This is a genomic window from Clostridium sp. LIBA-8553 (assembly GCF_057782465.1).
Genome location: NZ_CM173489.1, coordinates 1,779,370 through 1,804,876 on the forward strand (window position 1 = coordinate 1,779,370; position 25,507 = coordinate 1,804,876).

At 29.8% G+C, this 25,507-nt stretch carries 17 protein-coding genes and 1 riboswitch; of the genes, 2 read left to right on the plus strand and 15 right to left on the minus strand.

The features are described from left to right. Nucleotides 1-13: 13 nt before the first annotated feature. Together AC2JAQ_RS08005 and AC2JAQ_RS08010 are read right to left on the minus strand one after the other, a co-directional pair. Entirely contained in the window at nucleotides 14-643 is a 630-nt protein-coding gene (locus AC2JAQ_RS08005; protein ID WP_488458751.1) for a precorrin-8X methylmutase, read from the minus strand. Next, a complete protein-coding gene (locus AC2JAQ_RS08010) occupies nucleotides 643-1,485 on the minus strand; it encodes a sirohydrochlorin cobaltochelatase (protein ID WP_488458752.1) in 843 nt (280 codons plus the stop codon). The genes AC2JAQ_RS08005 and AC2JAQ_RS08010 overlap by 1 nt, the downstream gene beginning before the upstream one ends. 222 nt (nucleotides 1,486-1,707) lie before the next feature. After that, nucleotides 1,708-1,886, minus strand: a riboswitch (cobalamin riboswitch). A gap of 219 nt (nucleotides 1,887-2,105) precedes the next feature. Here AC2JAQ_RS08010 and AC2JAQ_RS08015 point away from each other — a divergent pair. Continuing rightward, a complete protein-coding gene (locus tag AC2JAQ_RS08015) occupies nucleotides 2,106-3,344 on the plus strand; it encodes a 3D domain-containing protein (RefSeq protein ID WP_488458753.1) in 1,239 nt (412 codons plus the stop codon). Nucleotides 3,345-3,371: 27 nt separating this feature from the next. On the opposite strand, the gene AC2JAQ_RS08020 is transcribed toward AC2JAQ_RS08015, so the two are convergent. From AC2JAQ_RS08020 to AC2JAQ_RS08055, 8 genes are all read right to left on the minus strand, one after another. Further along, nucleotides 3,372-3,680 (minus strand): hypothetical protein, encoded by a 309-nt coding sequence (locus AC2JAQ_RS08020; protein ID WP_488458754.1) that lies wholly within the window; start codon nucleotides 3,678-3,680, stop codon nucleotides 3,372-3,374. Nucleotides 3,681-4,074: 394 nt separating this feature from the next. Beyond that, nucleotides 4,075-7,674 carry an SH3 domain-containing protein gene (locus tag AC2JAQ_RS08025; protein WP_488458791.1) on the minus strand — a complete coding sequence of 1,200 codons (3,600 nt, stop codon included), beginning with the start codon at nucleotides 7,672-7,674 and terminating at the stop codon, nucleotides 4,075-4,077. A gap of 597 nt (nucleotides 7,675-8,271) precedes the next feature. Continuing rightward, on the minus strand, nucleotides 8,272-9,273 hold the full coding sequence (locus AC2JAQ_RS08030; protein WP_003452142.1) for a GGGtGRT protein: 1,002 nt from the start codon (nucleotides 9,271-9,273) through the stop codon (nucleotides 8,272-8,274). Between the two features lie 33 nt (nucleotides 9,274-9,306). Then, nucleotides 9,307-9,999 carry an iron-sulfur cluster assembly scaffold protein gene (locus tag AC2JAQ_RS08035; protein ID WP_011592237.1) on the minus strand — a complete coding sequence of 231 codons (693 nt, stop codon included), beginning with the start codon at nucleotides 9,997-9,999 and terminating at the stop codon, nucleotides 9,307-9,309. A 361-nt stretch (nucleotides 10,000-10,360) separates the two neighbouring features. Then, the gene (locus AC2JAQ_RS08040) at nucleotides 10,361-13,366 is read right to left on the minus strand and encodes a beta-N-acetylglucosaminidase domain-containing protein (RefSeq protein WP_488455964.1); all 3,006 of its coding nucleotides are present in this window, start codon (nucleotides 13,364-13,366) and stop codon (nucleotides 10,361-10,363) included. 152 nt (nucleotides 13,367-13,518) lie between these two features. After that, nucleotides 13,519-18,147 carry an endo-alpha-N-acetylgalactosaminidase family protein gene (locus AC2JAQ_RS08045; protein ID WP_488455965.1) on the minus strand — a complete coding sequence of 1,543 codons (4,629 nt, stop codon included), beginning with the start codon at nucleotides 18,145-18,147 and terminating at the stop codon, nucleotides 13,519-13,521. A 124-nt stretch (nucleotides 18,148-18,271) separates the two neighbouring features. Beyond that, nucleotides 18,272-18,955: a superoxide dismutase gene (locus AC2JAQ_RS08050; RefSeq protein ID WP_488455966.1), complete on the minus strand. Its 684-nt coding sequence runs from the start codon at nucleotides 18,953-18,955 to the stop codon at nucleotides 18,272-18,274. Nucleotides 18,956-19,016: 61 nt separating this feature from the next. Then, complete coding sequence (locus AC2JAQ_RS08055) at nucleotides 19,017-19,628, minus strand: hypothetical protein (RefSeq protein WP_488455967.1); 612 nt, start codon at nucleotides 19,626-19,628, stop codon at nucleotides 19,017-19,019. A 309-nt stretch (nucleotides 19,629-19,937) separates the two neighbouring features. On the opposite strand from AC2JAQ_RS08055, the gene AC2JAQ_RS08060 reads away from it, so the two are divergent. Beyond that, entirely contained in the window at nucleotides 19,938-21,380 is a 1,443-nt protein-coding gene (locus tag AC2JAQ_RS08060; RefSeq protein ID WP_488455968.1) for an MFS transporter, read from the plus strand. A gap of 89 nt (nucleotides 21,381-21,469) precedes the next feature. Here AC2JAQ_RS08060 and AC2JAQ_RS08065 read toward each other — a convergent pair whose 3' ends face one another. From AC2JAQ_RS08065 to AC2JAQ_RS08085, 5 genes are all read right to left on the minus strand, one after another. Beyond that, on the minus strand, nucleotides 21,470-21,643 hold the full coding sequence (locus AC2JAQ_RS08065; RefSeq protein WP_488455969.1) for a hypothetical protein: 174 nt from the start codon (nucleotides 21,641-21,643) through the stop codon (nucleotides 21,470-21,472). Nucleotides 21,644-21,727: 84 nt separating this feature from the next. Next, entirely contained in the window at nucleotides 21,728-21,892 is a 165-nt protein-coding gene (locus AC2JAQ_RS08070; RefSeq protein WP_488455970.1) for a hypothetical protein, read from the minus strand. Nucleotides 21,893-21,920: 28 nt separating this feature from the next. Beyond that, entirely contained in the window at nucleotides 21,921-23,258 is a 1,338-nt protein-coding gene (mgtE, locus tag AC2JAQ_RS08075) for a magnesium transporter (protein ID WP_488455971.1), read from the minus strand. A 485-nt stretch (nucleotides 23,259-23,743) separates the two neighbouring features. Further along, on the minus strand, nucleotides 23,744-24,517 hold the full coding sequence (locus AC2JAQ_RS08080) for a YdcF family protein (RefSeq protein ID WP_488455972.1): 774 nt from the start codon (nucleotides 24,515-24,517) through the stop codon (nucleotides 23,744-23,746). Nucleotides 24,518-24,800: 283 nt separating this feature from the next. Beyond that, nucleotides 24,801-25,460, minus strand: coding sequence for an HAD family hydrolase (locus AC2JAQ_RS08085; protein WP_488455973.1), 660 nt, complete (start codon nucleotides 25,458-25,460; stop codon nucleotides 24,801-24,803). Nucleotides 25,461-25,507: the final 47 nt, after the last annotated feature.

The following is a 25,507-nucleotide window of genomic DNA, read 5'->3' on the forward strand; positions in this document are numbered from 1 at the left end:
TTACCTTCTTTTATTACATATCTCTTTTATAATTCATATAAAGTAATGCATTTATTATAGCCGCTGCTACTGTACTTCCACCTTTTCTTCCCTTAACTCTTATATATGGAATTCCAAGCTCATCTAAATCCTCTTTGCTCTCACTAGCTCCTACAAAGCCAACTGGAACTGCTACTATAAGTTTTGGATTAGCTTTTCCTTCCTTAATAAGTTCTCTTAGCTTAAATAAGGCAGTTGGAGCATTTCCGAAAACAAATATATCTACATTTTCCTTTGCTGCAAGTTCAACCCCTGCCATTGATCTAGTTATTCCTTTTTCCTTAGCTAATTTAAATACCTCTTCTAATCCAACATAGCATTCAACTGATGAGTTTAATTCTTTTAAGGCTCTTTTATTCATTCCTGATAAAGCCATTGTTGTATCAGTATATATTTTAGCTCCAGATTTTAATGCAGAAACTCCTGCTTCTATAGCCCCTTGGCTTATTTCTATTAAATCTTGATATTCAAAGTCTGCAGTAGTATGTATAACTCTTTTTACTATTTGTAATTCCTCTTCTGAAAAATTATGTTCATGCATTTCAGAACCTATAATTTCAAAACTTCTTTTTTCAATTCCCATAGGGCTCTTTATATAATTCATTATTTCATTTCCCTTCTATGTTTCTTCTTTTTAGTTTCTCCAAGTCCTTTATATGTACCATTAATAACATCATTAATTCTATCTATGTATAAATTTCCAAACTCTTCGTATTCCCCTAATCCTTTTAAGACAACATTGGCTTTTATTCCTTCACTTTCAAATCTGCTCTTCCATGAATCTTCTTCATCTGAAGCCATATCATTTTTAGCATGATCTCCAGCCACAACCATTAAAGGAATTATTGTTATCTCTTTTATATTTTTCTTCTTAGCTTTCTTTAAGACATTTGAAAAATTAGGATATCCCTCTACAGTTCCTACAAAAACATCTTCATAGTCCTTATCTATTAAAACAGATTGTAAACATCCATAAACAGCATTTGATGGATGAGCACTACCATGTCCAACAAATACACATGGAGAATTATTTTCTATTACATCTTTCATTGTATCTACAAAGTATGAATAATCATCTGGACCTGATTCAAAACCTTCATAATAAAATATTGGTCTTCCTGTTTCTATCTTTTTAAAACATGATTCATATTCCTTTACTATATGCTTTATATAATCAAACTCTTCTCCAGGAATAATATGAAGTGGTTGAACAATAACTTCCTCATATTCATCCTCTGCTAATTTTTTTAAAGCATCTTCTGGAAATAGTATATTCATGTCATATTTTTCTTTAAGCTTTCTTACTATCATATGTGATGTAAAACTTCTAAAAATATCATATTCTTTAAAACTCTCTCGTATTGAATCTTCTATTTTTTTAATAGAATTGTTTAAAGCATCTAAATGACTCGTTCCAAAACTTACAACTAATATAGCTTTCTTCATGTTTCACCTCTAAAAATTTTTAAATAAGTTTATGTTTTAAAGTAGTATTGGTCTTAAATAAAACTATAGCACTCTCTTAATAACTAGCTAAAGTAAACACCTATCTAAAACATAACTAAAAATAAAAAGCATCTGTGTTACCAAGAACCAGATGCTTAAAAATCAAAGTAATTATTCCTCAAAATTATTAACAAATAAGTCCTAACATCTTCCCTCCGAAGTTTAGTGCATAATTTCTAGGCAGGTATCCTGACTTAAGGCTTATCCTCATTTCTCCCTTCCCAATAAAAAATCAGTGGTAATTAGAAACTTGTATCCTATTACAGTAGCGGGGGCTGTAGTGGCTTTTAACCACTTTCCCTTTTAATTAAGTAAATTAAACCTAAAAATATTAAATTATTATTTTTTCTTCATTATAATATATAATCTTAATTATTTCAACATTCTTTAAATTTCTTATTTTTTTGTATTTGTAGTATAATTAAGATGTTAATTTTTTCTTAGCACATTAAGGGGATAAAGGTTAAATTTGTTTTATATTTGGCTTTTATGTTATAATTCAATAATACAGGATGAAATACACTTAAGTTGTGGACAGTTTACTAAAAGGAGTGTACTTTATGCAAAAAAGAATTTTATCAGCATTAATAGCAATGACTATAAGTATTTCAACGACTCAAATAGTTTTTGCTGATACAGTAAGTGATAAGAAATCAACTATACAAGAAAATAAAGTAAAGTATGAACAATTAGATAATGAGGTTATGTCTCTTAATTCTCAAGTATCAAAACTCAACAATGAAATTGAAGAATTAAATACTAAATTAGCAGATAATCAAACTAAAATGAAAGATACTGAGGAAAACTTAAAAGAAACGGAAAGTAAAGTAAGCACTTTAAAGACCGAAATAGATCAAAAACAATCTGTTTTAGGTAAAAGAATGCGTGCTATGTATAAGAGCAAAGATTCAATGAACCCACTAGTTTTTCTTCTTAAATCTGAAAGCTTATCAGATTTAATAACAAGAATAGATGCTTTAGCAAGGGTTACAGCCTTAGATAAAAATCTTATAAACGATCTAGATACCCAAAAAGATTCTCTCAATAATGATATTAAAAAATTAGAAAGAGATAAGGCTGAGCTTAAGGAATTAAAAAGTTCCACTGAAGAATCTCTTAAAACACTAGATAGTAAAAAAGCGGAAGAGCAAAAGAAGATTACTGAGTTAAATAATCAAAAGGAAGCTGTTTTAGGAATAATTAAAGAAAATGAAATGTCTTTAATTTCTCATTCTGTTTCCGTTATAAACTCTTCCTCATCAATTAGCGAGCTTGAAAGTGCAATAAGCACATTGAATCAATTAATCCCACAACTTAATATTGATTCAGTAAAAGATACAGCAAATAATTCTGTACAAGCTGCAAAAAATAAAATTGAATCTATAAAAGCTGAGGAAGCGGCTAAAAACAGTAGTAATAATAATTCTTCAGCTAATTCAAATAATAATAATTCAAATAACAATAATGAAAATAATAATTCTAACCAACCTAGTGATGGTAAATATAAAAAAACACTTTCCGTTGAAGCTACAGCATATACTGGCGGAACATTAACCGCTATGGGACTTAAACCTGTAAGAGATCCAGGTGGAATAAGCACAATCGCTGTAGATCCTAGTGTAATTCCATTAGGTTCAAAAGTGTACATCCCTGGATATGGTTATGCCATAGCATCAGATACAGGCGGAGCTATTAAAGGAAATATAATAGACCTTTATATGAACTCTCATGATGACTGTACATCTTGGGGAAGACGTCAAGTTACATTACACATAGTTGCCTATCCTGGCGAATGGTAAAACAAAAAAAGATAAGACACTTTTGTCTTATCTTTTTTTTAATCTCCTACCAAAATTATTAAAAACTTTTAAAATAAAAAAAATTGCTACAAAGGCTACTATAGCCATAATAACTGTAATAATAAAGTTTAATATATCCTTAAAGCTTAATCCAACACCTGTTAAAAATTCTCTAAATTTTATACTTATCTTAAAAAATCCCCACAAAATTAAACTTCCTACAATCCCTACAGAAGCTGAAGTCAATCCAATTTTTGATTTTTTAAATAAGCATAATACTCCTATTAAAGCAAATGTTATTATTATGAAAATAAACTTCCAATCTAAAATATCCACGGGCTTCATTCTCCTAAACATACTTTCATTATTATATTACTTAACAGAAGTAGTTATTATTACTTTATTGTTTCAAATTTTTTAATTATTTCTCATTAAACTTATTGTTTTTCATGTTTTCTATTAAAGATTTATCTAATTTAAAATCTCTCTAACTTCATTTATAAAAGCATTTTTCAGTAATTGTATAGCAGAAACATTTATTCCCAAAGAAATATATTTCATTTTCTTTTTCTTGATATAATTATTGCATTTACTCATCTTCTCAACACATAATTATTCATTTGTTTCCTATCCCACACTAAAATTAGCTAAAATAAAAGGAGTCTCTTGACTCCTTTTATCTACTATGATTAAATTCTAAATACCAATTAATTTTAAACTTCTATTTCTTCTAATTTGCAAATACAGGTACTTCAAATGTAAAGTTATTTTCTAAATATAAATCTTCATAACTACTCATAATATCAGCTATACCTGATGCATACCATGGAGTCGTTGCATATTGATGCCACATATTAGCTACATTTTGATTATATCTCATTTTATAAAGTGTATTTTGTTCATATGTTGAACTATGGACATAATTTGCAGAAACAAATGCTGCTGCTCCTTTTATAGCACTTTCAATACTTGTCCAACCTCTATTATAAGCATATGTTGTTCCTAATATTAATGCTCTATTAGGAAATGCTGAAGAATTATCCTTGGCTCCTATTCCAAATAAATTATAAACTGTAACTGGCCTTGATAAAGGTATCATTTTATATCCTATTAATTGACCATAACTGTTGTATATCGGCTTACTTTCATCTGCAATTTCAGTAATAGTTACTCCTCTAGCAAGCTTACTTGTTCCATTACCTGTCTCATGTAAACACTGCGCAACTAAGTATATAGGGTCTATATTATATGCTCTAGCAGCATCAACAAAAGCTTGTCCTTGACCTGTTAAAATACCTTTATTATTTAACCTACTACTTAATCCGCTTACATTAACAGCTCTAAATCTATCAATTCTTAAGAATTGTAATTTATTAGTAGCTTTTGCTGGATTTATATATTTTTCAAATTCAGCATATGAATAATTTGATGGATTACTTTTCTGTTGCATCCTAATGTATTCATCAAGAGATACTCCATATGGTGTTTTTGATGCATTTCCCAAATCTAATCCTGGATTAACATTTGAATTTCCATCAAAAATACTTATATAGTTCTTAGATGCATATGCTTCCTGCCCCTTATAATTTATTTTATAGAATCCATTTTCTTCACCTAAAATTTCAACACTTTCACCACCATTTAAAATTCCGACAATTTGAGAGGATGTATTTGCTTCTTTTCTTACATTTAATCCATTAGAAGCTGTTACAATTCCTGTTTTTTTAGTTTCCTCTGGTTTACTTGGTTGCTCTGGAGTTGTATTATTTTCTTCATCCTTAACATCTTTTATGTACTCTTTTGCAACATACCCATAAGAACCTTTATACTCTATTTTATAGAATGCACCTTCTTCTCCCACTATTGTTACCTTAGAATTTCCACTTAAGCTTCCTATTACTCTACTACTTGTACTCGCACTTTCTCTTACATTAAGAGCACTACTTACATTTACTATTCCTGTTTTCTGAGTATTTCCAGGCTTACTTGGTTGTTCTGGAGTTGGATTATTTTCTTCACCCTTAACATCTTTTATATACTCTTTAGCAACATATCCATATGAACCTTTATACTCTATTTTATAGAATGAACCTTCTTCTCCTACTATTGTTACCTTAGAGTTTCCACTTAAACTTCCTATTACTCTACTACTTGTACTTGCACTTTCTCTTACATTTAAAGAGCTACTTACATTTACTATTCCTGTTTTCTGAGTATTTTCAGGCTTACTTGGTTGTTCTGGAGTTGTATTATTTTCTTCATCTTTAACATCTTTTATATATTCTTTTGCTACATATCCATATGAACCCTTGTATTCTATTTTATAGAATGAACCTGACTCTCCTACTATTGTTACCTTAGAGTTTCCACTTAAACTTCCTATTACTCTACTACTTGTACTTGCACTTTCTCTTACATTTAAAGAGCTACTTACATTTACTATTCCTGTTTTCTGAGTATTTTCAGGCTTACTTGGTTGTTCTGGAGTCGTTGTATTTCCTTCATCCTTAAGATCTTTTATATATTCTTTTGCTACGTATCCATATGAACCTTTATACTCTATTTTATAGAATGCACCTTCTTCTCCCACTATTGTTACCTTAGAATTTCCACTTAAGCTTCCTATTACTCTACTGCTTGTACTCGCACTTTCTCTTACATTAAGAGCACTACTTACATTTACTATTCCTGTTTTCTGAGTATTTCCAGGCTTACTTGGTTTCTCTGGAGTTTGAGTACTTTGGTTACTATTACTATTGTTATTGCTTTCTGTAACATCTTTAATGTATTCCTTAGCTACATATCCATATGAACCCTTGTATTCTATTTTATAGAATGATCCTGACTCTCCCACTATTGTTACTTTAGAGTTTCCACTTAAGCTTCCTATTACTCTACTGCTTGTACTCGCACTTTCTCTTACATTTAAAGAACTGCTTACATTTACTATTCCTGTTTTCTGAGTATTTTCAGGCTTACTTGGTTTCTCTGGAGTTTGAGTACTTTGGTTACTATTACTATTGTTATTGCTTTCTGTAACATCTTTAATGTATTCCTTAGCTACATATCCATATGAACCCTTGTATTCTATTTTATAGAATGATCCTGACTCTCCTACTATTGTTACCTTAGAGTTTCCACTTAAGCTTCCTATTACTTTGCTACTTGTACTCGCACTTTCTCTTACATTTAGAGAACTGCTTACATTTACTATTCCTATTTTCTTAGTATTTTCAGGCTTACTTGGTTGTTCTGGAGTTGTATTATTTCCTTCATCCTTAAGATCTTTGATGTATTCTTTAGCTACATATCCATATGAACCTTTGTATTCTATTTTATAGAATGATCCTGACTCTCCTACTATTGTTACCTTAGAGTTTCCACTTAAGCTTCCTATTACTCTACTGCTTGTACTCGCACTTTCTCTTACATTTAGAGAACTACTTACATTTACTATTCCTGTTTTATTGAAAGATCTAACAGCCATAAGTATTGGTTCTACTTTATGATTAGCTATAGCATTTTCTTTCTTAGGCTCCTCAATCTTCTCCTGTTTTACTTCTATTTCTTTCTTAACTTGTTTTTCTTGTTTTACTTCTTGAACTTTATCATTATTTTCATCTTTTGAAATATATTTAGAATAAACATAACCATATGAATTATTAAACTCTATTTTATAGAACCCATTACTTTCACTTATTATATTAACTTTTTCTCCACCTTTTAAACTTCCAACTATTCTACTATTATTAGTGGCAGCTTGTCTAACATTTAAAGACGTGTTTATATTAACTTTTCCAGTTCCTTCGATTGGCTCTTTTTTAACTACTTCTTTAACTTCATTGTTTTTATATGAAATTAAATTTACATATGAACTAGATATATATGCTCTTCTTCCATTGAAATCAATTTTATACCACCCATTAATTTCTTTATCTAATACATTAACCTTATCATTCTTATGTAAAGTTCCAATTACTTGACCATTTTCATTTGGACTAGTTCTAACATTTAATTGGTTTGCAGAAATCAATCCAACATTATCTTGATTTAAATTGTCACCTAAAACTCTTATATCCTTAGCTGGTACATATCCAACATAATCTTTATAGCCAACTTTATACCAGTCATCTGATACCTTATCTATTATGTTAACTCTAGCACCACTAGGTATTGAAGTTATTATTTCATGAGAAGAATCGGCACCTTTTCTTAATCCTAATGCTTCTGATGAAATAATTTCTCCAACCATATTTCCTTTAGCTTCATTTATACTCTTAATTCCATTTACAGGCTCTGCATGAACTTGAACACTAGAAGCACATACCATTGCACCAGTTCCAAGAACAGCACCTATTATTAGGCAACTTAGTCTATTTCTATTCATAATTAATCTCCTTTTATAAAAGAATTAATATTTTATATCAATTTATAAAACAGCAATTATATACTAACTGTATTTAACTGTAAAATAATTAAAGTTTTAATAATCATTACTTATAACTCATAATCTTTCCAATACTATTATACTTCTAAAAATAAAATTAGCCAATAATTATAAATCAAATCTTTCATTATTTCCACCTTTTTCATTTACTAAATAAATATATTTAAATATTATTCTTTATTAAGAGTCTTAATTTACATTTTATTCCACATTTTATATATAAACTTTACATTTATTTATAAAAAATATTAAACTTTATTTTCCCAATAAATTTCAAACTTAGATATAATTATTCATAATATTCTACCTAAATATTACTAAAATTAAATTTCATATATAATTTAGACTTCATCTGGTCAATTATATAAAAATTATTTTTCTTAAAATAAAAATAGTGCCTATTAGGTTAAATTTTATAACCTAATAGGCACTATATAATATGAATAACTAAACTAATAAATTAAATCTTTAGATTTAAAATTATTTGTTCATTCCTTCTTCAACAGCAACAGCAACAGCAACAGTAGCTCCTACCATTGGGTTGTTACCCATACCGATTAATCCCATCATTTCAACGTGAGCTGGAACTGATGATGATCCTGCGAATTGTGCATCTGAGTGCATTCTTCCCATAGTATCAGTCATACCGTATGAAGCTGGACCAGCAGCCATGTTATCTGGGTGAAGAGTTCTTCCTGTACCACCACCTGATGCTACTGAGAAGTATTTCTTACCTTGCTCAACACATTCTTTTTTGTATGTTCCAGCAACTGGATGTTGGAATCTTGTTGGGTTAGTTGAGTTACCAGTGATTGATACGTCAACTCCCTCATGATGCATTATAGCAACACCTTCTCTAACGTCGTCTGAACCGTAGCATTTAACTTTAGCTCTTGGACCGTTTGAGTATGGAGTTTCTTTAACGATGTTTAATTTACCAGTTACATAGTCAAATTTAGTTTCAACATATGTAAATCCGTTGATTCTTGAAATTATGAATGCAGCATCTTTTCCAAGACCGTTTAATATAACTCTTAAAGGCTCTTTTCTAACTTTGTTAGCTTTTTCAGCTATTTTGATAGCACCTTCAGCAGCAGCGAATGATTCGTGTCCTGCTAAGAATGCGAAACATTTAGTTTCATCTCTTAAAAGCATAGCTCCTAAGTTTCCGTGTCCTAATCCAACTTTTCTGTCATCAGCAACAGATCCTGGAATACAGAAAGCTTGTAATCCTTCTCCGATAGCTTCAGCAGCATCAGCAGCAGTTTTACATCCTTTCTTAATTGCTATAGCAGCACCTAAAGTATAAGCCCATCCAGCATTTTCGAATGCTATTGGTTGAGTTTCTTTAACGATTGTATAAGGATCTATTCCTAAATTTTCGCAAACTACTTTAGCATCTTCTATTGTTTCCATTCCGTACTTTTCTAATACAGGTTGTATTTGGTTAATTCTTCTTTCATAACTTTCAAATAATGCCATTTTATTATCCTCCTTCAATAATGAATATATAGATTATTCGTGTCTTGGATCTATAGTTCTAACAGCTTCGTCAAATCTTCCGTATTGACCAGTAGCTTTTTCCATTGCTTCGTTAGCATTCATTCCTTTAGCTACCATTTCCATCATTCTACCTAAGTGAACGAATCTGTATCCTATGATTTGATCATCTGCATCTAAAGCTACTTTTGTTACATATCCTTCAGCCATTTCAAGGTATCTTGGTCCTTTAGCTAAAGTTCCGTACATAGTACCTACTTGTGATCTTAATCCTTTTCCTAAGTCCTCAAGACCTGCTCCTATTGGTAGTCCACCTTCTGAGAAAGCAGTTTGGCTTCTACCATAAACTATTTGAAGGAATAATTCTCTCATTGCAGTATTTATAGCATCACAAACTAAGTCTGTGTTTAAAGCCTCTAATATAGTTTTTCCTGGTAATATTTCTGAAGCCATAGCAGCTGAGTGAGTCATACCTGAACATCCTATAGTTTCTATTAAAGCTTCTTCTATGATACCATCTTTAACGTTTAAAGTTAATTTACATGCTCCTTGTTGTGGTGCACACCAGCCAACTCCATGAGTTAAACCTGAAACATCTTTTATTTCTCTTGATTGAACCCATCTACCTTCTACAGGGATTGGTGCTGGACCATGGTTTGGACCTTTAGCAATTACACACATTTCTTGAACTTCGCTTGAATACATCATATTCATTTCTCCTCCCTAAAAAATAACTTATAGCAAAAAATTGCTATATCTATTCCTCTTAACAACTTGGGACTTTTTCCGTCCCTATGGGATATTTAATTACCCTCACCCCTATTTTAACAAAACAATGGCGATGTAACAATATATTTCTAAAAATTTTTCTAAAAAAACTCAATATTTTTTTATTTTATTACAACATTTGAGAATAATTATCATATTTTTTCCCAATTTATTGAAATAACATCTCTGTTTTTTACACATTTAATTCCTTCTATAGGAATATTTTAAAAATATTCTCATGTTAAAAACAAAAAAAATAAGCTAACTCTTAAAAGATTTAGCTTATTTTTTTATTATATTATTATCTTGCAGTTCTTAAAGTTATAGATTCCTTACTTGAAATCTCTCCATTTGAGTATTTAGCTGCAATTTTAAAGTTATAGATTGTGTGTCTATTTAATCCCTTAAATGTATAAGAAGTTTCATCAGCAGAAATTTCTCCAACCTTCTTGCCATCTTTATAAAGAATGTATCCTTCTAATCCTTCTGTAGTCTCTGGCTCTACCCAAGTTACAGTTACATCCTTCTTATTTACTTCTGATTCTTTAAAGTCTCTTACTGGATTTACAATAATCTCTGGAGTAGTTCCTTCTATTATATTAACTATTTTTTCAGCTCCTGTAATTTCATGAACCATTCCTTCTCCATCTCCTATGGATGAGTTAGTTATACTTAAAGATGTTCCTTCAATCTTAGCCTCTGCTTTTAATACAACCTTTGCTAAAGCTTCCTTGGCTGGTAATGGCTCTCCTGTTACAGAACTTGCTAAAACTCTAATCTTTCCATCTTCTATTTTCTTAGCACTTACAAACACCCCATCCTTTGAAGTTGTTTCTACATAATCAAAGGCATTTTCGTCATAATTTAATACAAAATCATAAGCCCATGCTTCTGAATTTGTTAATTCTTCTATTCCTATTCCAACTTCTAAGTTGTCGCCCACCTTAACTTCTTCTAAAGTTTCAAGAGACGCATTACCTGTTACCTCATTATTTTCTTTCAATGAACCATGAACATTAAGTTCTGCAGCAGTAGCAAACTTTCCTCTGCTATTTGCTTGATCTGAAACACTATCTGTAACATCTAATCTAACATATTTAGCTTCTACCTTATCAAATTCTATAAACTTTATAGATGCATTATCAGCTAATGTTCCTGATTTAACTTCTGTGAAATTTTCTCCATCTAAACTAACAGAAAGTTTATATCCTGTTATTCTTCCATTTTGGCTATCTTGTCTTGGAACATATTTAACTTTGTTTATTTCATATATATTATCTAATTCTAAAGTTAAATAATGAGGTCCTTCATGGGCAGGAGCTGACCACTTACTATGCCAGAAAGTATTCATATCTCCATCTGAAGCAAAAGAAGCTGGTGCATTTTCACCTGTAACCTCTTCTGATGAAGCTGTTACCTTTACTGTGCTTGGATTTATTAATGTTAAGTCAAAACTTAAAGCTTCTTGTATGAAAGACTGTGCAACCTTTTCAGATATAACTGCAAAGCTACTTAAGGCTTCATTTAATTTAGTTTGTGCAATTTCCTTAGCACTCTCATAAGCTTCCATGTCTTCATTTAGTTGAGCTACTATCATATCTAAGGATGCTTTATCTCCTTGAGCTAAAGTAATAAGCTCATCAAGTTGTGCTGAGCATTCTTCTAAAGCAACTTCAGGTAAATTTGCCTTTAAATTATTACAAGCTTCTTCCATTCTTGCAAATTCACCATATAACTCCTCTATAAGAGTAGTAACATCCTCTTTAGAGGATAGTTTATCCCATAAAGAATCCATTTTTTCTCTAAGTTCTGGAGCATCTTCTCTTCCTGATCTTGCCCAAGATTTATTATCCATTCTTGTTGAATGGTTTGCAAATACCTTCATATCTTCTGCTAAATCACCATAAAGCATATCAATTGCTCTATTCCAAGCTGTATCATAATCATAGTTATCCATATTCCAGCTATAGTCTGCAGCTGTGTGTATTGATATTTTTGAAAGCTCAGCATGTTCCATAGGATTTACTGTGAAGAAATCTACATATTGATTTAGTCCCTTATCTAAACCATGCATTGGTCCTAAAGCAAGTTTACCTTTAAAATAGTCTGTTACAGGATAATTCCACCACACAGCCATGTTTCTATTGTATATTCCACTTATAAGCTGTGCATCACTTAAAGGAATTTCATTTGTAACAACTCCAGGACCAGTCCACATAACTTCTATACTAGGATCAACAGTTTCTGCAAAAATTCTAGTATAAGCTCTAGGTTGTCCATTACTTACCATAGCTCCGGTATCATATTCTGTTGGAACTGTTATTAATGGTTTTACATCCCCCTTAGCCTTTACAAACTCTTCGTTAAATCTATTTAAAACTTGAGCATGTTTAGCTGCACTCTTATCTTGAATATCATCCCAATATATTGCAAAACTTCTTACACCCATGTCATATAAAGATTCTGCCTTTGTTATTAAATGTTGAAAATCTTCTTCTCCTGCTTCTCCATCAAATCTTATATCTATTCCTGGAGAAATACCAAAAACAAAGTCAACTTTATTTTCATAAGCAGTATCTATAAGCTCTTGCATTCTTGACATTTCACTTTCTGGATAAGGCTCTCTCCATTTTTCTCTATGATATGGATCATCTTTTGGAGCATAAATATATGTGTTTAACTTATTCGCTCCATAGAATTTAATTTGATCTAATCTATCTTCTTGTGTCCATGGGGTTCCATAAAATCCTTCTACAATTCCCCTTGCACTTACTGTAGGATAATCAGTTATATTTACTTCTGGTATATTAGAATCTTTAACTAACTGTTTAAATGTTTGAACCCCATAAAAAGTTCCATCTCCATCTTTACCCTCAATAGCTATTTTTCCATCATTTGAAACTAAAGCATACCCTTCTTCTCTTAAATTTTCTGCTGTAGTTCCATTTAAAGCTTCATCTAATTCATGAATATCATCCTCAACTTCACCTATTATAAGAGTTGTTGAATTAGCATTATGTTCAGTATTTACTTCTATGCCATTTGCCTCTAAAAATTCTCTTAATGATTTTACTGCATCACCATCAGCAAGATCTTCTCCAACTAAATTTATAGAAGAAGTTATTTGAAATCCCTCTCCAACCACTTCTAAATTTTCTGGTGTTGGATTTAAATTTGGAACTAAAATCTGTGTTTCCTCCCCAGTTTTAGGCCCAACAGCTCTTACAGTAGTTGTTATTAACCCGTTAGCTATAAAAATACAAGCAAAAGCTGATGTTAAAAGTCTTTTAAGCATTTTTCTTTTCATAGTTCCCTCCCGTTGTAAATTATTTACAATATAATTATAATATCGTTTACAACTTATGTAAATGTATAAAAAAAATGGAAGGATAAAAAAATCCTTCCGTTTTTTTATTTTATCTATTTGTTTTTAAAGTTAGATATTTTTATATTAATTTATTATCTAGCTGTTCTTAATGTTATACTCTCTTTACTTGAAATTTCTCCATTTGAATACTTAGCAGCAATCTTAAAATTATAAATTGTATGTCTATTTAGTTTCTTAAAGGTGTATGAAGTTTCTTCCTTTCCTATTTCATCAACCTTTTTACCATCTTTGTATAGTATATATCCTTCTAAGCCTTCTGTAGTTTCTGGTTCTATCCAAGTTACAGTTACATCTTTTTTATTAACTTCAGATTCCTTAAAGTCTCTTACTGGATTAACAACTATTTCTGGTTCAACCGGTATTTCTTTTTGCTTAACATTAAGTTCTGCTGCTGATGCATACCCACCAACACCTTCTAAAGCAATTAGTCTTATATGAGTAGCCTCTACAGCATCAAATTTAACTACCTTAAGTTCCTCATCATTTGCCCAATTTCCAGTGCTAACAGTTGTAAAGTTTTCTCCATCATTACTTACTTGAAGTTCATATTGAGTTATTCTACCATTTCCACCACTTTGTCTTGGAAGATAAGTAAACGTATCTATAACATAACTCTTATCTCCCTCTTTATCTAAATCTAAAGTTACATGATATGGTTTATCTCCTGAACCATCCCAAGGAGTATGCCATATTGTACCTTCATTTCCATCTAAGGCATATTTAGCTGGTCCTTCTCCGCCGGCATCTGACTGTTCTGCATTAGCAACAATACTCATTTTTTCTTGAGGAATAGCTAATGGATCTACTGGTGGCTTTGGTGGTTCTGGGAATGGGTTATCAACCTCTCCATCATACTCATTTATTGTTAAATCATCTAAAACTAAGATTCCATTTCCAACCTTTTCAATAGCTATATAGTAATCATCTTGACTTCCTGTTTCAAAGGTATATTCAAAAGTACCTGAACCTTGTCCATTTTCTTCATTAACCTCATATCTGTCTAGTCTTGCTCTCATAACAGTTTCTTCTTCGCTACCCTTAGCTTTATCAGATTTAACTGCTATGTCATAATTAGCATATTTATCTTTCTTATAGAAATCACTATCTGGGAATTTATAATCAACTTTAATTGAATATTTCTTATTAGGTTCTAACTTTAATAAACCCGGAACTGTTCTAGCTACTAAACCTGTTCCTCCCTCTTGAGTTTTAAATGACCAGTCACCATTTATTGTATCGTTAGTGTAGCCATTTATATTTCTTTCTGAAAGGTGAGTTTGACATGAACCATTATATCCATAAACAAATGGTCCCCATCCTTCATCTACACTTTCAAAATCTTCATAATAATAGTTTTCATTTTGATAATTCTTCTCTTCTTCACTTCTCTTATGCTCAACAACTCTTACATTATCGAATCTAACATAAGAATCACTTTCTCCTTCTCCAGCTTTTAATGATACTTGAATATCATTTACTTCCTCTGGTACAGTGAAATCCACCTTAATTCTTTGGAAGTATGTGTTGTGCTTATCACTGTTTACTGTAAAGTTTTTAAAGTTAGTTGAAGTTATACTTTGTTTAAATACTTCATCTCCAACTTTAACCTCTATTTCTGCTTCTCTTTCCTTACCTGGAGTTATTTCAGCCCAAACTGATGCTGAATAATCTTTTCCTCCCTTAAGAGTTACATTTTGAGTTACTCCACCAGCCTCTTCCCCATCTATTCTTAAATAGGTCTGTCCAGTATTATTAGTAAAACTTCCATTTGCCTCTGAAACTCCAGTTTCTCTTTCAAAGTTTATATTGCTTCCATCGCCTTCAGTAACCTTACTCCACCATCCATAGGAATCATCTTCTCCATCTTTGAAATCATAGCTATCAAATCCCATATCTCCAACTGTACTTGTTTCACTCCACTCTGTTGTTCCGACTGTTTCTTCAACCTTTTCATTGTAAATGATATATGGAGTACTTGGATTTAGATTTAAAGTGATTTGTCCATCTACTACTGGAATTTCCTGAACTAATCTTCTTCCTTCTCCTGATGTTTCATAAAGATAAACTTTAGATGTCCCCTCTTCTTTCCAACTCTTTGGTAAATGCCATGTTCTTTCCTCATCAAAGTCATTCCATGCGTAAACTTTATCAGGATTTTCTATATCTGTTTCACTATAAGGTATAAATACTCTATTATTTTTTGATAATAATTTATCTCCAGCATCTTCAGCTCTACTTCCTTCTGAACTTCCATTTCTGTAAGTTGTTCCAGAGTATATTAAATTACCATCTTTCTCAAGTTTGGTATCTCCCCCTAAAACTTTTCCATATTGATCTTTATTTAAATTTTCAACTGAACTAACTAGATTATTTTCAAAAGTAACTTCAGTATCGGTCCATTTTGTTATTGGGAAGTGTTGCATATATTTTGTAGGTAAAGTCCAATTATAGAAAGTCTCTACAGAATACTCTATATTTTTCTCTCTTGGACAATCTCCTTCCCATCCCATAAATCCTTTATTTTTATTACCTTTTAATAAAATATCATTAGGGAATACATCCTTCATTTCATTTTCTACAAATCTAACAATCTTACTTCTAGTTCCTCTATATTGCTCTCCCCAGTTAACTCCATTTGATATATTTCCACCATCATAGGTTAAATCAGCCCAGTGAGTCCAAATAGCATTTTTTCTCATAGGACCACTCCACTCTGTAGCAACATACCAGTCATTATCCATTAAGAAGTTTTGAAGCATGTACTCGTTCCAAGGATTTGTTCTATAAACATCTACATAAACCCAATCTAATTCTGCTGTAGCTTCTTTCATCTCGTCAAGTCTTGCTTTTAATCCAGTTTCTGTTTCATTTAAAACATCCGCTCTTTTATCTACATAATATGATTGATCAAGCCACTTCCATCCTTTTCTATAAGGTTGCTCTAAAAGTTCATCTAAGAAATATTTAGCCTCCGGATATAATTCTGTTGTATTTATATGAACTCCAACTAAAGTGTTATATTTTTCTTCTACAACCTTAGCCATTTCATTAAATTCTTCTACTCCCCCAGCTCTCTGATTAAAATTATTACCATAGTCTGGGTGAGCGCTATCATGACCTTCTGATTGGTATCCTTTAATAAGCATCATTTGCCCAAAACCATCTAAGTAATTAGAGTACTTAGCAACTTGGTCTGTTAATCTATCAAATGGATATTGAGCTTGTGATGCAAAGTTCATAGCAACATGAGAAATATGATCTTTTACAACATCATCTCCATATGGTCTAACCATATGTTCTCTATATGCAACAGCACCATCTTGCCAATCTACAGTCTCATCATTATTTTTATCACCTGAAATTACAACTCTTGACCATGGTAACTCTGTAACTCCACTAAATTTTCCAACCTTTTCTTTTGCATTTATAACTATACTATTATCCTCACCTAAATTAGCCTTTATGTTATCACCAACTTCTTTACTAACAGCTATAGTATTACATGCATTTTGTGTACCTTGACCTGGAATAGATTCTGGAACATTATTTATTATTATTACAAACTCAGCCCCTGCTTTTTTAGCATTTTCGGCCTTTGAAACAAAGGTAGTTTCTCCTCTATCAACAAGAGCTATTTTTCCAGTTAAATCTTTCCCCTCAAAGTCCTCCTCTTTACCTAAACCACAATAAACAGCTTCCATATCCTTATTTAAATCAGGATATATTGCATTTTCTGAATCACTTATAACTTGATTTCCTTCAAACTCTAAACCTTCAGCAGTCATATTAAATTGCATTCCATCTGAATTGCTTAGTTGTTCTCTATATATCCATGAACCATTCCAAAGTCCAGCTTCCTTAATTCCTTCATTTAAAACAGTTTGGTAATAAACTTGTTTTTCATAATCAATAACATTATTTTCTAAAGATGCAACTAAGTCCCCGTTATCTAAAAATGTCATAGTTTGATTAACTGGGCTTTCATCAACTTCTTTTTCTTTTAAATCATAAAAATAATCATCTGAACTTAGTATTCCATGAACCTTAGCTGCTGTAATATCTGGATTTTCTTCCTCTTCATTTATTGTTACAAGATTATGATTAGGAATTTGTATAGTTCCAACTTTAAAATCACCATTTTCATTTATTTCTTCAAATTGAAGTTTTACTGTATTTTCTATTATAGTAAGCGATATAGTCATTTCAACATTTATATCTTCAAAGTTTAATCTATATAAATATGATTCTCCCATTGAATCGTCAGAATTCTTTTCTGATTGAACTGTTGGTTTAAATATCTTTCCATTGATTAAGAACTCATCTCTTGATTTATTAGCTCCTTTAATAACCTTATCTCCCATTCTATATTCAACTATATTAGGAAATTCAGTATCAACAGTTACAGTTAATTCTTCTGAACTTAATACCTCTGTCTTATTTATTTTTCTAAGTTCACCTTCTGCAGCTAGAATAATCTCAGGATTTGCAACATCCTTTGCATTAACCTCTAATTCTCTTGTAAGCTGCTCAGTTACATCTACTATTTCTCCTTCTACTGTCTTTTCCTCAATAACTGCTTTACCCTCATTAACATCAGCCTTTACAACTTGAGGTGATACTAAGGTTAACCCATAAATTGAGGTTAACAAAGCAGCTGTATATTTGGCTGCATTTTTTTTCATAAATTTATACCGAGTCATAATTCTCCCCCTTTTTCATTTTACTTTCTACATAATATGTATACTAAAATCTATTTACAAATATTACCATATAGCAATAAAAAAGAAGCTTAATCTTAAAATTAAGCCTCTTTCTTATTATTTATTATCTATTGTTGTAATATTCTCCACACTTTTTCCAATTTATAATATCAAAGAAATTATTTATATACTCCGGACGTCTATTTTGATATTTTAAATAATAAGCATGCTCCCATACATCCATTGTTAATATAGGAATTAATCCTAAAGAAATAGGTGAGTCTTGATTTTTAGTTGGCATTATTTTTAATTTACCATCTTTATCACTAACTAACCATGCATATCCAGAGCCAAAAACAGAAATTCCACATTGTGTGAACTGTTCTTTAAACTTTTCAAAGGAACCAAAATCTCTATCTATAGCATCAGCAATTTCAGCTACCGGTCTATTACATCCTTTACCTAAAATACTCCAATAGAATTCATGATTATATACTCCTCCACCTTGATTTACTAAATCTGTTATGATATCTTTAGGCATATTATCTAAATCACCTAAAATTTCACATAAATTTTTACCATAAAGTTCAGGATGTTTTTCTAATGCCTTATTTAATTTGTCCACATAAGCTTGTTGGTGCTTATTATGGTGTATTCTTACTGTTTCTTCGTCTATTGATGGCTCTAAAGCGTCATATGGAAAATCTAATGGTTTTAATTTAAATCCTACTCCTGGAGTTGAAGCTGAGCCACAATAAGCTGGATACATCAATGGATTTTTTTTGTGTTTTAAAAAAGTATTATTCATTTTCATACCTCCTTGATATTTAAGCATTTATAGTAGTTTTTCCTATACTAATTTATATATACTAATGTTTTAAATTAATACTTTTTAATATGGATATTTTAAACATATAATATCCACTATAAAATACAATTAGTACTATTATTAAAGTTATTATAAAATTTAATGCATCCTCATTTTTAATAATATACAAACTATTTATTATTTCATTAATTACACTACTATTCATAAAAAATAAAGCTAAAATCATATTAATCCATTTTATTGTATCAAAGCCCAACTTTTGTAAAAATAATACAGAAATCAAATTAATAATTACTATTATAAAAATAGTAGTAATTAGAGTACTTTTAACAATTCCTTCTTTTAAGATAAAAATTCTATTTTTAGTAAAAAACCAAAATATTTCATTAGCTATAAATCCTATAAGTAAACTTTCGATTAAGAAAAATATATTTCTTATATATTTTTTATAGATTAATTTTTTATTTTTACTAAAATAATTTAATCCATCTTTATAATCTAATATAATCATAAGACAAGATAATATTCCTACTAGATACCTAAAAAAACTCCATTGAAGTGTCCCTGCCATGAATAAAGATAAAACTATGGATGTAAATAACAATTTATGTTCTATAAATTTTTTATTAAAAGAAAAGATTAAATCCTTCATATCTCTCCTCCTTTAAATGACACTTCTTTTTTCTATCTCTATTCTATCACTTTCCCTTTACAAATAGTACATATTTCATCTATCTTTTTCCAATATAAATAATATTTTCATAAATATATTTATTGAGTAAAGTCAATATTGAATAAAACATATTATTATTAAAATTTAACATTCCGTAAATAATAATAAACGGTTACACAAAGAAAATATAGCATTTTTCAGCTTTGACAATAAAATTTTGTCGTTTTATAATTGTATAGTTCATATTTAATAAAAATTTAACTAAAATTTAATAAAGGAGATGATTAGGTGATTAATGCTAATGAAAATTCTAAAAATTCAACCGATCTGGTCTATAAAAACAGATGGTTTATATTAGGAGTATTAGTAATGCAACCATTCATGGCATGTTTAGACAGTAGTATAGTCAATGTAGCTCTTCCAATTCTTCAAAGAGATTTAGGCGCAACTATGGCTGGAACTGAATGGATTGTAAGTTCATATTTAATAATAATTTCTGCATCTATCTTAATCTTTGGTAGATTAGGAGATATGCATTCAAAAAGTTCAATATTTATAAAAGGAATATTAGTATTTGTTTTAGGATCTTTGCTTTGTGGAATATCTCCATCGCTTCCTATTTTGGTAATATCTAGAATTGTGCAAGCTATAGGTGCTGCTATGTTAATGTCATCAAACCAAGGTATTATAACAGATGTTTTCCCTCCTAATGAAAGAGGAAAAGCTTTAGGTATTTCCGGTTCATTCGTTGCTTTAGGATCTATATTAGGGCCAGCTTTAGGAGGATTTATAGTAACATACTTTACTTGGCACTACATTTTCTTAATAAATGTTCCTATTGGTATAATATGTTATATATTTGCAAAGAAATATCTACCAATAAGAGTTTCTAAAGAGTCTGAATCAATGGATAAACCTGGAGCAACAATGTTCTTTATTGCTACAATTCTTATCTTTACTTCAATACTACTTGGTCAATCTTTAGGTTTTAATAGTATATATGTAATTTTAGGTTTTGTAATAGGATGTATTGTTCTTGCATTCTTCTTAATGTTCGAAAACAAAACAAAAAATCCTATGCTCCATTTAAACTTATTCAAAAAATCTATATTTTCTGTAAGCTTAATATGTGCATTTATTTCTTTCACAGCAATAAATACAATAAATGTTATTCAACCATTTTACTTAAATGATATTTTAGGATATAGTCCTGGAAAGATTTCAGTAATAATGACTGCTTACCCAATTGTATTATTCATAGTAGCACCTCTTAGTGGAACATTATCTGATAAAATAGGTAGTAAAATACTTACTTTAATAGGTTTATTTTTAACTGGTGTTTCTATGATCTTATTATCATTATTAAACGGTAATTCAAAGGAAGCAACAATATTCATTATTTTAGCACTATTAGGTTTTTCAAATGGATTATTCCAATCACCAAATACAAACCTAATAATGTCCTCTGTTCCTAAGGACAAACTTGGAATAGCTGGTGGTACTAATGCTTTAATAAGAAATTTAGGACTTGCTTTTGGTGTATCAGCATCAACTTCTATTTTATATGCCAAAATGAGTGATTTAGCTGGATTTAGAGTTCTAGGTGCAATACCTGGTAAACCAGAAATTTTTATTTCAGGAATGAGATTTGTATATATATTAGTTGCTGCTCTATGCTTCATAGGATTTATAATTTCTTTAATAGAATATATAAATTCTAAATCTAAGTAAAACAAACCTGACATGAATTATTCATGTCAGGTTTGTTTTACTATAAATTCTTTTTAATTTCATTATATTCTTCTTTTCTTATTTCACCCTTAGCAAACCTTTGACTTTAATGTCTTTAATGCCTGATTACTAGGGCTATTAAACTCTTTAAAAAGCTTAACTAAGAAATAGCCTATAAGGGAAACTATAAGAAACATTCCAATCATCATAACTATAGATCCAAAGCCTCCCATTATTCCTCCACTAAAAAAATAACTACACATTTTTATCCCTTTATCTAAGAATAAAATACGAACATAAAAATACCTATGATTAAGATAAAAATTTTAATCATAGGTATTTTTATATTAATTATTAACTTCTTGAATACTAATTATTCCTTGAGTATTATTAGATACATCTAATTTTGCTATATTATTAGGATTACTAAAATAAATCTTTCCACCAATAAATATTACAAGTGATAATACTATAATCATTAAAATATTTTTAGCTCTAAAACTCTTTTTCATATATTACACCTTCTTAACAAATAATAATCTAAGTTAGATATGGTAAGAATAATGTTCCTAAACCTAAGAAGAAAAAGAATCCACACACGTCAGTTACTGTTGTAACAAATACAGCTGATGCTAAGGCAGGATCTACCTTTAATTTCTTTAAAATAACCGGTACTAAATATCCCGCAAATGTAGCAGCTGTCATATTTAATATCATAGCTAAGCCGATTACTACACCAATTGCTGGCTTTCCTGACCAGAAAACTGCTACGATAGCAGTTACTAACCCTGTAGCAGCACCTGTTAAAATACCAACACCAATTTCTTTAAAGAAAATTCTCTTTGCATTTTTAAAAGTTAATTCTCCTAAAGCTATACCTCTTACTATGATTGTTAAAGTCTGAGTTCCTCCATTTCCACCCATTCCCGCAACAATAGGCATAAATGTTGCTAAAATTACAACTTTACTAATAGTTCCTTCAAAAAGTCCAACAGTAGCAGAAGCTAAGAAAGCTGTTATCAAGTTTACGAATAACCATGGTAATCTACTTTTTACAGACTCTTTTACAGTACTATCAACTTTTTCTTCTCCATCTACACCTCCTAAACGGTGTATATCTTCAGTTGTTTCTTCTTTTATGATTTCTATAACGTCATCAATAGTTATTATACCTAAAAGCATATCTTTATAATCTACAACTGGTATTGTTAAAAGACCATATTTATCAAATATATTTGCAACCTCTTCTTGGTCCATATCAAAAGGAACACTTATGACATTTTTATTTACAATCTCTGAAATTTTTTCATCAAACTTACTTATAACAAGTTCTCTTAAAGAAACTACCCCTTTTAATATTCCTAAATCATCAACTACATATATGTAATAAGCAGATTCAGCCTCTGGAGCAGCTAACTGAAGATACTCTAATGTTTCTTTTACACTCATGGTATCTTTTATTGAAATAAATTCTGTTGCCATAACTCCACCAGCTGTATCTGGTGCATATGTTAATAACTTTTTTAAATCCTTGGCTTCTTGGACAGGCATACTTGAAAGTAGCTTACTAGATTCTTCACTATTTAAATTTGCCATTAAGTCAGTAAGCTCATCTGAGGATATATTATGTAAAACATTTTTCTTTTTTTCCTCTGGTAAACTCTTTAAAATATTTACCTTGTCATCATCCTTCGCAAAATCTATAATATCTGCAATCATATCATCTGGAAGTTTTTGTATAAGTTTAATATTTTCTTCATTTTCTTCTAATAAATCTAATATATCAGCTGGATGTACATCATCTAGTGAGTTTAATTTATTATTAGGATATTTAATCAACATATCCTTTAACTTCTCTTTAGTTATTCTTTTGTTCATATTATTTCCTCTTTTCTATTAAACAAGAGAATTAATTACACTTAATAAATTTTAAACTAGCATATTGTACAAATGGTATAAATGTATTTTCCTCTCGTTTTTAATTTAAATATTAATTTTCTACTAAGGGGATCTCCTTCCATTTACACCACCTCCAAATGTAATAAAAATTTTCAAATATTATTTCTATATATTATATTAAGTAAATTTTAATGTTTTGTAAACAAAAATTTATTTTATTTTTTTTTGGGGAATATTTTGTAATTACGATTCATAAATATATAATAACAAAAATTATAATTTAGTAATTTTTAACCTCACTTTTTCTTATTTTATAAAAGCATGTAGAACTTTCTATGAATATTCTTAAACTATATAACCTATAATTTGTTTCTTTGTGTTGTAATTCTCCTTTTACATTTTTTATTTATATTCTACATGCTAAAACCAAAAGCAGATTAGTAAACACTAATCTGCTTTTTCATTTAAATTGCTTTATCAAATACTAAAGACTTACACACCGCAAAAAATTCTCTTGCATACATAGAAGGTATTAAATACCATTGACTATTGCTAGTATATAATTCTACATTGCCATACCCATTCCTTTTGGCTAAAAGTTCACTCCTCATAGCATGAAAATCTGTTGTGATAACTAAAACATTTAAATCTTTAATAGGTATTCCACTTAAATGTTCTATGATTTCTTTAGAATATTTCAAATTTTCATAAGTGCTAGTTGCCTTATTCTCAAGTATTATTCTATTTTGTGGAATTCCTTTTTCAATTAAATATTTTGTCATTGCCTCAGCTTCTGTTATATTTTCTCCTGGACCTTGTCCACCTGAAACTATTATTTCACCATCATAACCAGTTTTATCTAAATATTCTACAGTTTTATCCAACCTATCTTTTAAGGTAGCCGTTAAATTCTCTCCTCTTATACCAGCTCCTAAAACAATTATATAATCACAAGTATTTAATGATTTCTTAGGATAAAAAATTATTGCTCCTTCAACTATAATAAATATACTTACACATATAATAGCTAAAATTTTAAATGGTTTATATATTCTTTTAAACCAATTTAATTTCAAAAGTTTATCTCTTAATAATACATAAGATATAATCCCTATTCCAACTATTAAATAAAAAGAACTAAAGGTAGTTTTTCCAGTTAAGGTATTGACTAAAAAATAATATGCTATAAAAATTATTCCAATTAGAATTAAGGTAAATTTAAGTACTGATTTCTTCACAGTATTCTCCTTTCCTAAGTAGTCAATATAAATTTTACCAAAACTGTAAATTCAAATCTATACAATAATATTACAAAGATGATATATACATGGCAAATAAGTTAATATTAATTTTTTTCAATTTTGAAAATAAATAAAAAGGAACCATATCAAAACTCAATAATAAAACTTATATATCCTTAGCAAAATTCAGTAATTCTCCGAATATATTTATAAGTTTTACTTTAGGCTAATTTTTGCTACAATCCCTTTTTATCTAATTACTACTATATTAAATTGTCAATTATAATAACTCCCTAAAGTCTTTAATCACCTTACTCACACCAACTATATCTTTAAAAGATTCTTTTTCTCCTGTGCCATCAATAACTATTATTTCTTTTACGCCTGCATTATTTGCTGATTTTATGCCTGAAATAGCATCTTCAAAAACAATGCATTCTTTAATATCAACACCTAGTAAATCAGCAGCTTTCAAATAAATATCCGGATCTGGTTTACTCCTAGTATTCCCATCATCAAAAGCTATTTTATTTGAATCAAACCATCTATTTAAATCAAAACTTTCAACAAAAAAGTCTACATTTTCCTTTATAGAGGCAGTAGCTATGGTAAATGGAATTTCTTTTTCCTTTAAATAATCAAAAAACTCATTAGCTCCTGGTACTAGCCTAAAATTCTCTTTATCACCTTTACATAATTCCCTATAAACTCTTTCTTTTTCCTTGGAAAGCTCATCTATTTTATCTTTATCACAATCCTCTCCCATAATATACTTTAAAATAAGTTCATTTGTCCTACCATGAACCTTAGTTTTAAATTCCTCTTCATTTAATTCCACACCTCTTATTTCTTTTGAAAATTCTTTCCAAGCAGTTTCATGCTTTTCTGAATCCCAAAATAAGGTTCCATTGAAATCAAATATAACCCCTTTACAATCCATAAATCCTCCTAAAATATCAATTTTTTATTATTATACCATTTAATTCT

Bases quoted from the DNA above. Each gene is read 5' to 3' on its own strand.
- AC2JAQ_RS08005 (WP_488458751.1), bottom strand. From the start codon at position 643: ATGAATTATATAAAGAGCCCTATGGGAATTGAAAAAAGAAGTTTTGAA.
- AC2JAQ_RS08010 (WP_488458752.1), bottom strand. From the start codon at position 1,485: ATGAAGAAAGCTATATTAGTTGTAAGTTTTGGAACGAGTCATTTAGAT.
- AC2JAQ_RS08015 (WP_488458753.1), top strand. From the start codon at position 2,106: ATGCAAAAAAGAATTTTATCAGCATTAATAGCAATGACTATAAGTATT.
- AC2JAQ_RS08025 (WP_488458791.1), bottom strand. From the start codon at position 7,674: ATGGTATGTGCTTCTAGTGTTCAAGTTCATGCAGAGCCTGTAAATGGA.
- AC2JAQ_RS08030 (WP_003452142.1), bottom strand. From the start codon at position 9,273: ATGGCATTATTTGAAAGTTATGAAAGAAGAATTAACCAAATACAACCT.
- AC2JAQ_RS08035 (WP_011592237.1), bottom strand. From the start codon at position 9,999: ATGATGTATTCAAGCGAAGTTCAAGAAATGTGTGTAATTGCTAAAGGT.
- AC2JAQ_RS08040 (WP_488455964.1), bottom strand. From the start codon at position 13,366: ATGAAAAGAAAAATGCTTAAAAGACTTTTAACATCAGCTTTTGCTTGT.
- AC2JAQ_RS08045 (WP_488455965.1), bottom strand. From the start codon at position 18,147: ATGACTCGGTATAAATTTATGAAAAAAAATGCAGCCAAATATACAGCT.
- AC2JAQ_RS08050 (WP_488455966.1), bottom strand. From the start codon at position 18,955: ATGAATAATACTTTTTTAAAACACAAAAAAAATCCATTGATGTATCCA.
- AC2JAQ_RS08055 (WP_488455967.1), bottom strand. From the start codon at position 19,628: ATGAAGGATTTAATCTTTTCTTTTAATAAAAAATTTATAGAACATAAA.
- AC2JAQ_RS08065 (WP_488455969.1), bottom strand. From the start codon at position 21,643: ATGTGTAGTTATTTTTTTAGTGGAGGAATAATGGGAGGCTTTGGATCT.
- AC2JAQ_RS08070 (WP_488455970.1), bottom strand. From the start codon at position 21,892: ATGAAAAAGAGTTTTAGAGCTAAAAATATTTTAATGATTATAGTATTA.
- mgtE (WP_488455971.1), bottom strand. From the start codon at position 23,258: ATGAACAAAAGAATAACTAAAGAGAAGTTAAAGGATATGTTGATTAAA.
- AC2JAQ_RS08085 (WP_488455973.1), bottom strand. From the start codon at position 25,460: ATGGATTGTAAAGGGGTTATATTTGATTTCAATGGAACCTTATTTTGG.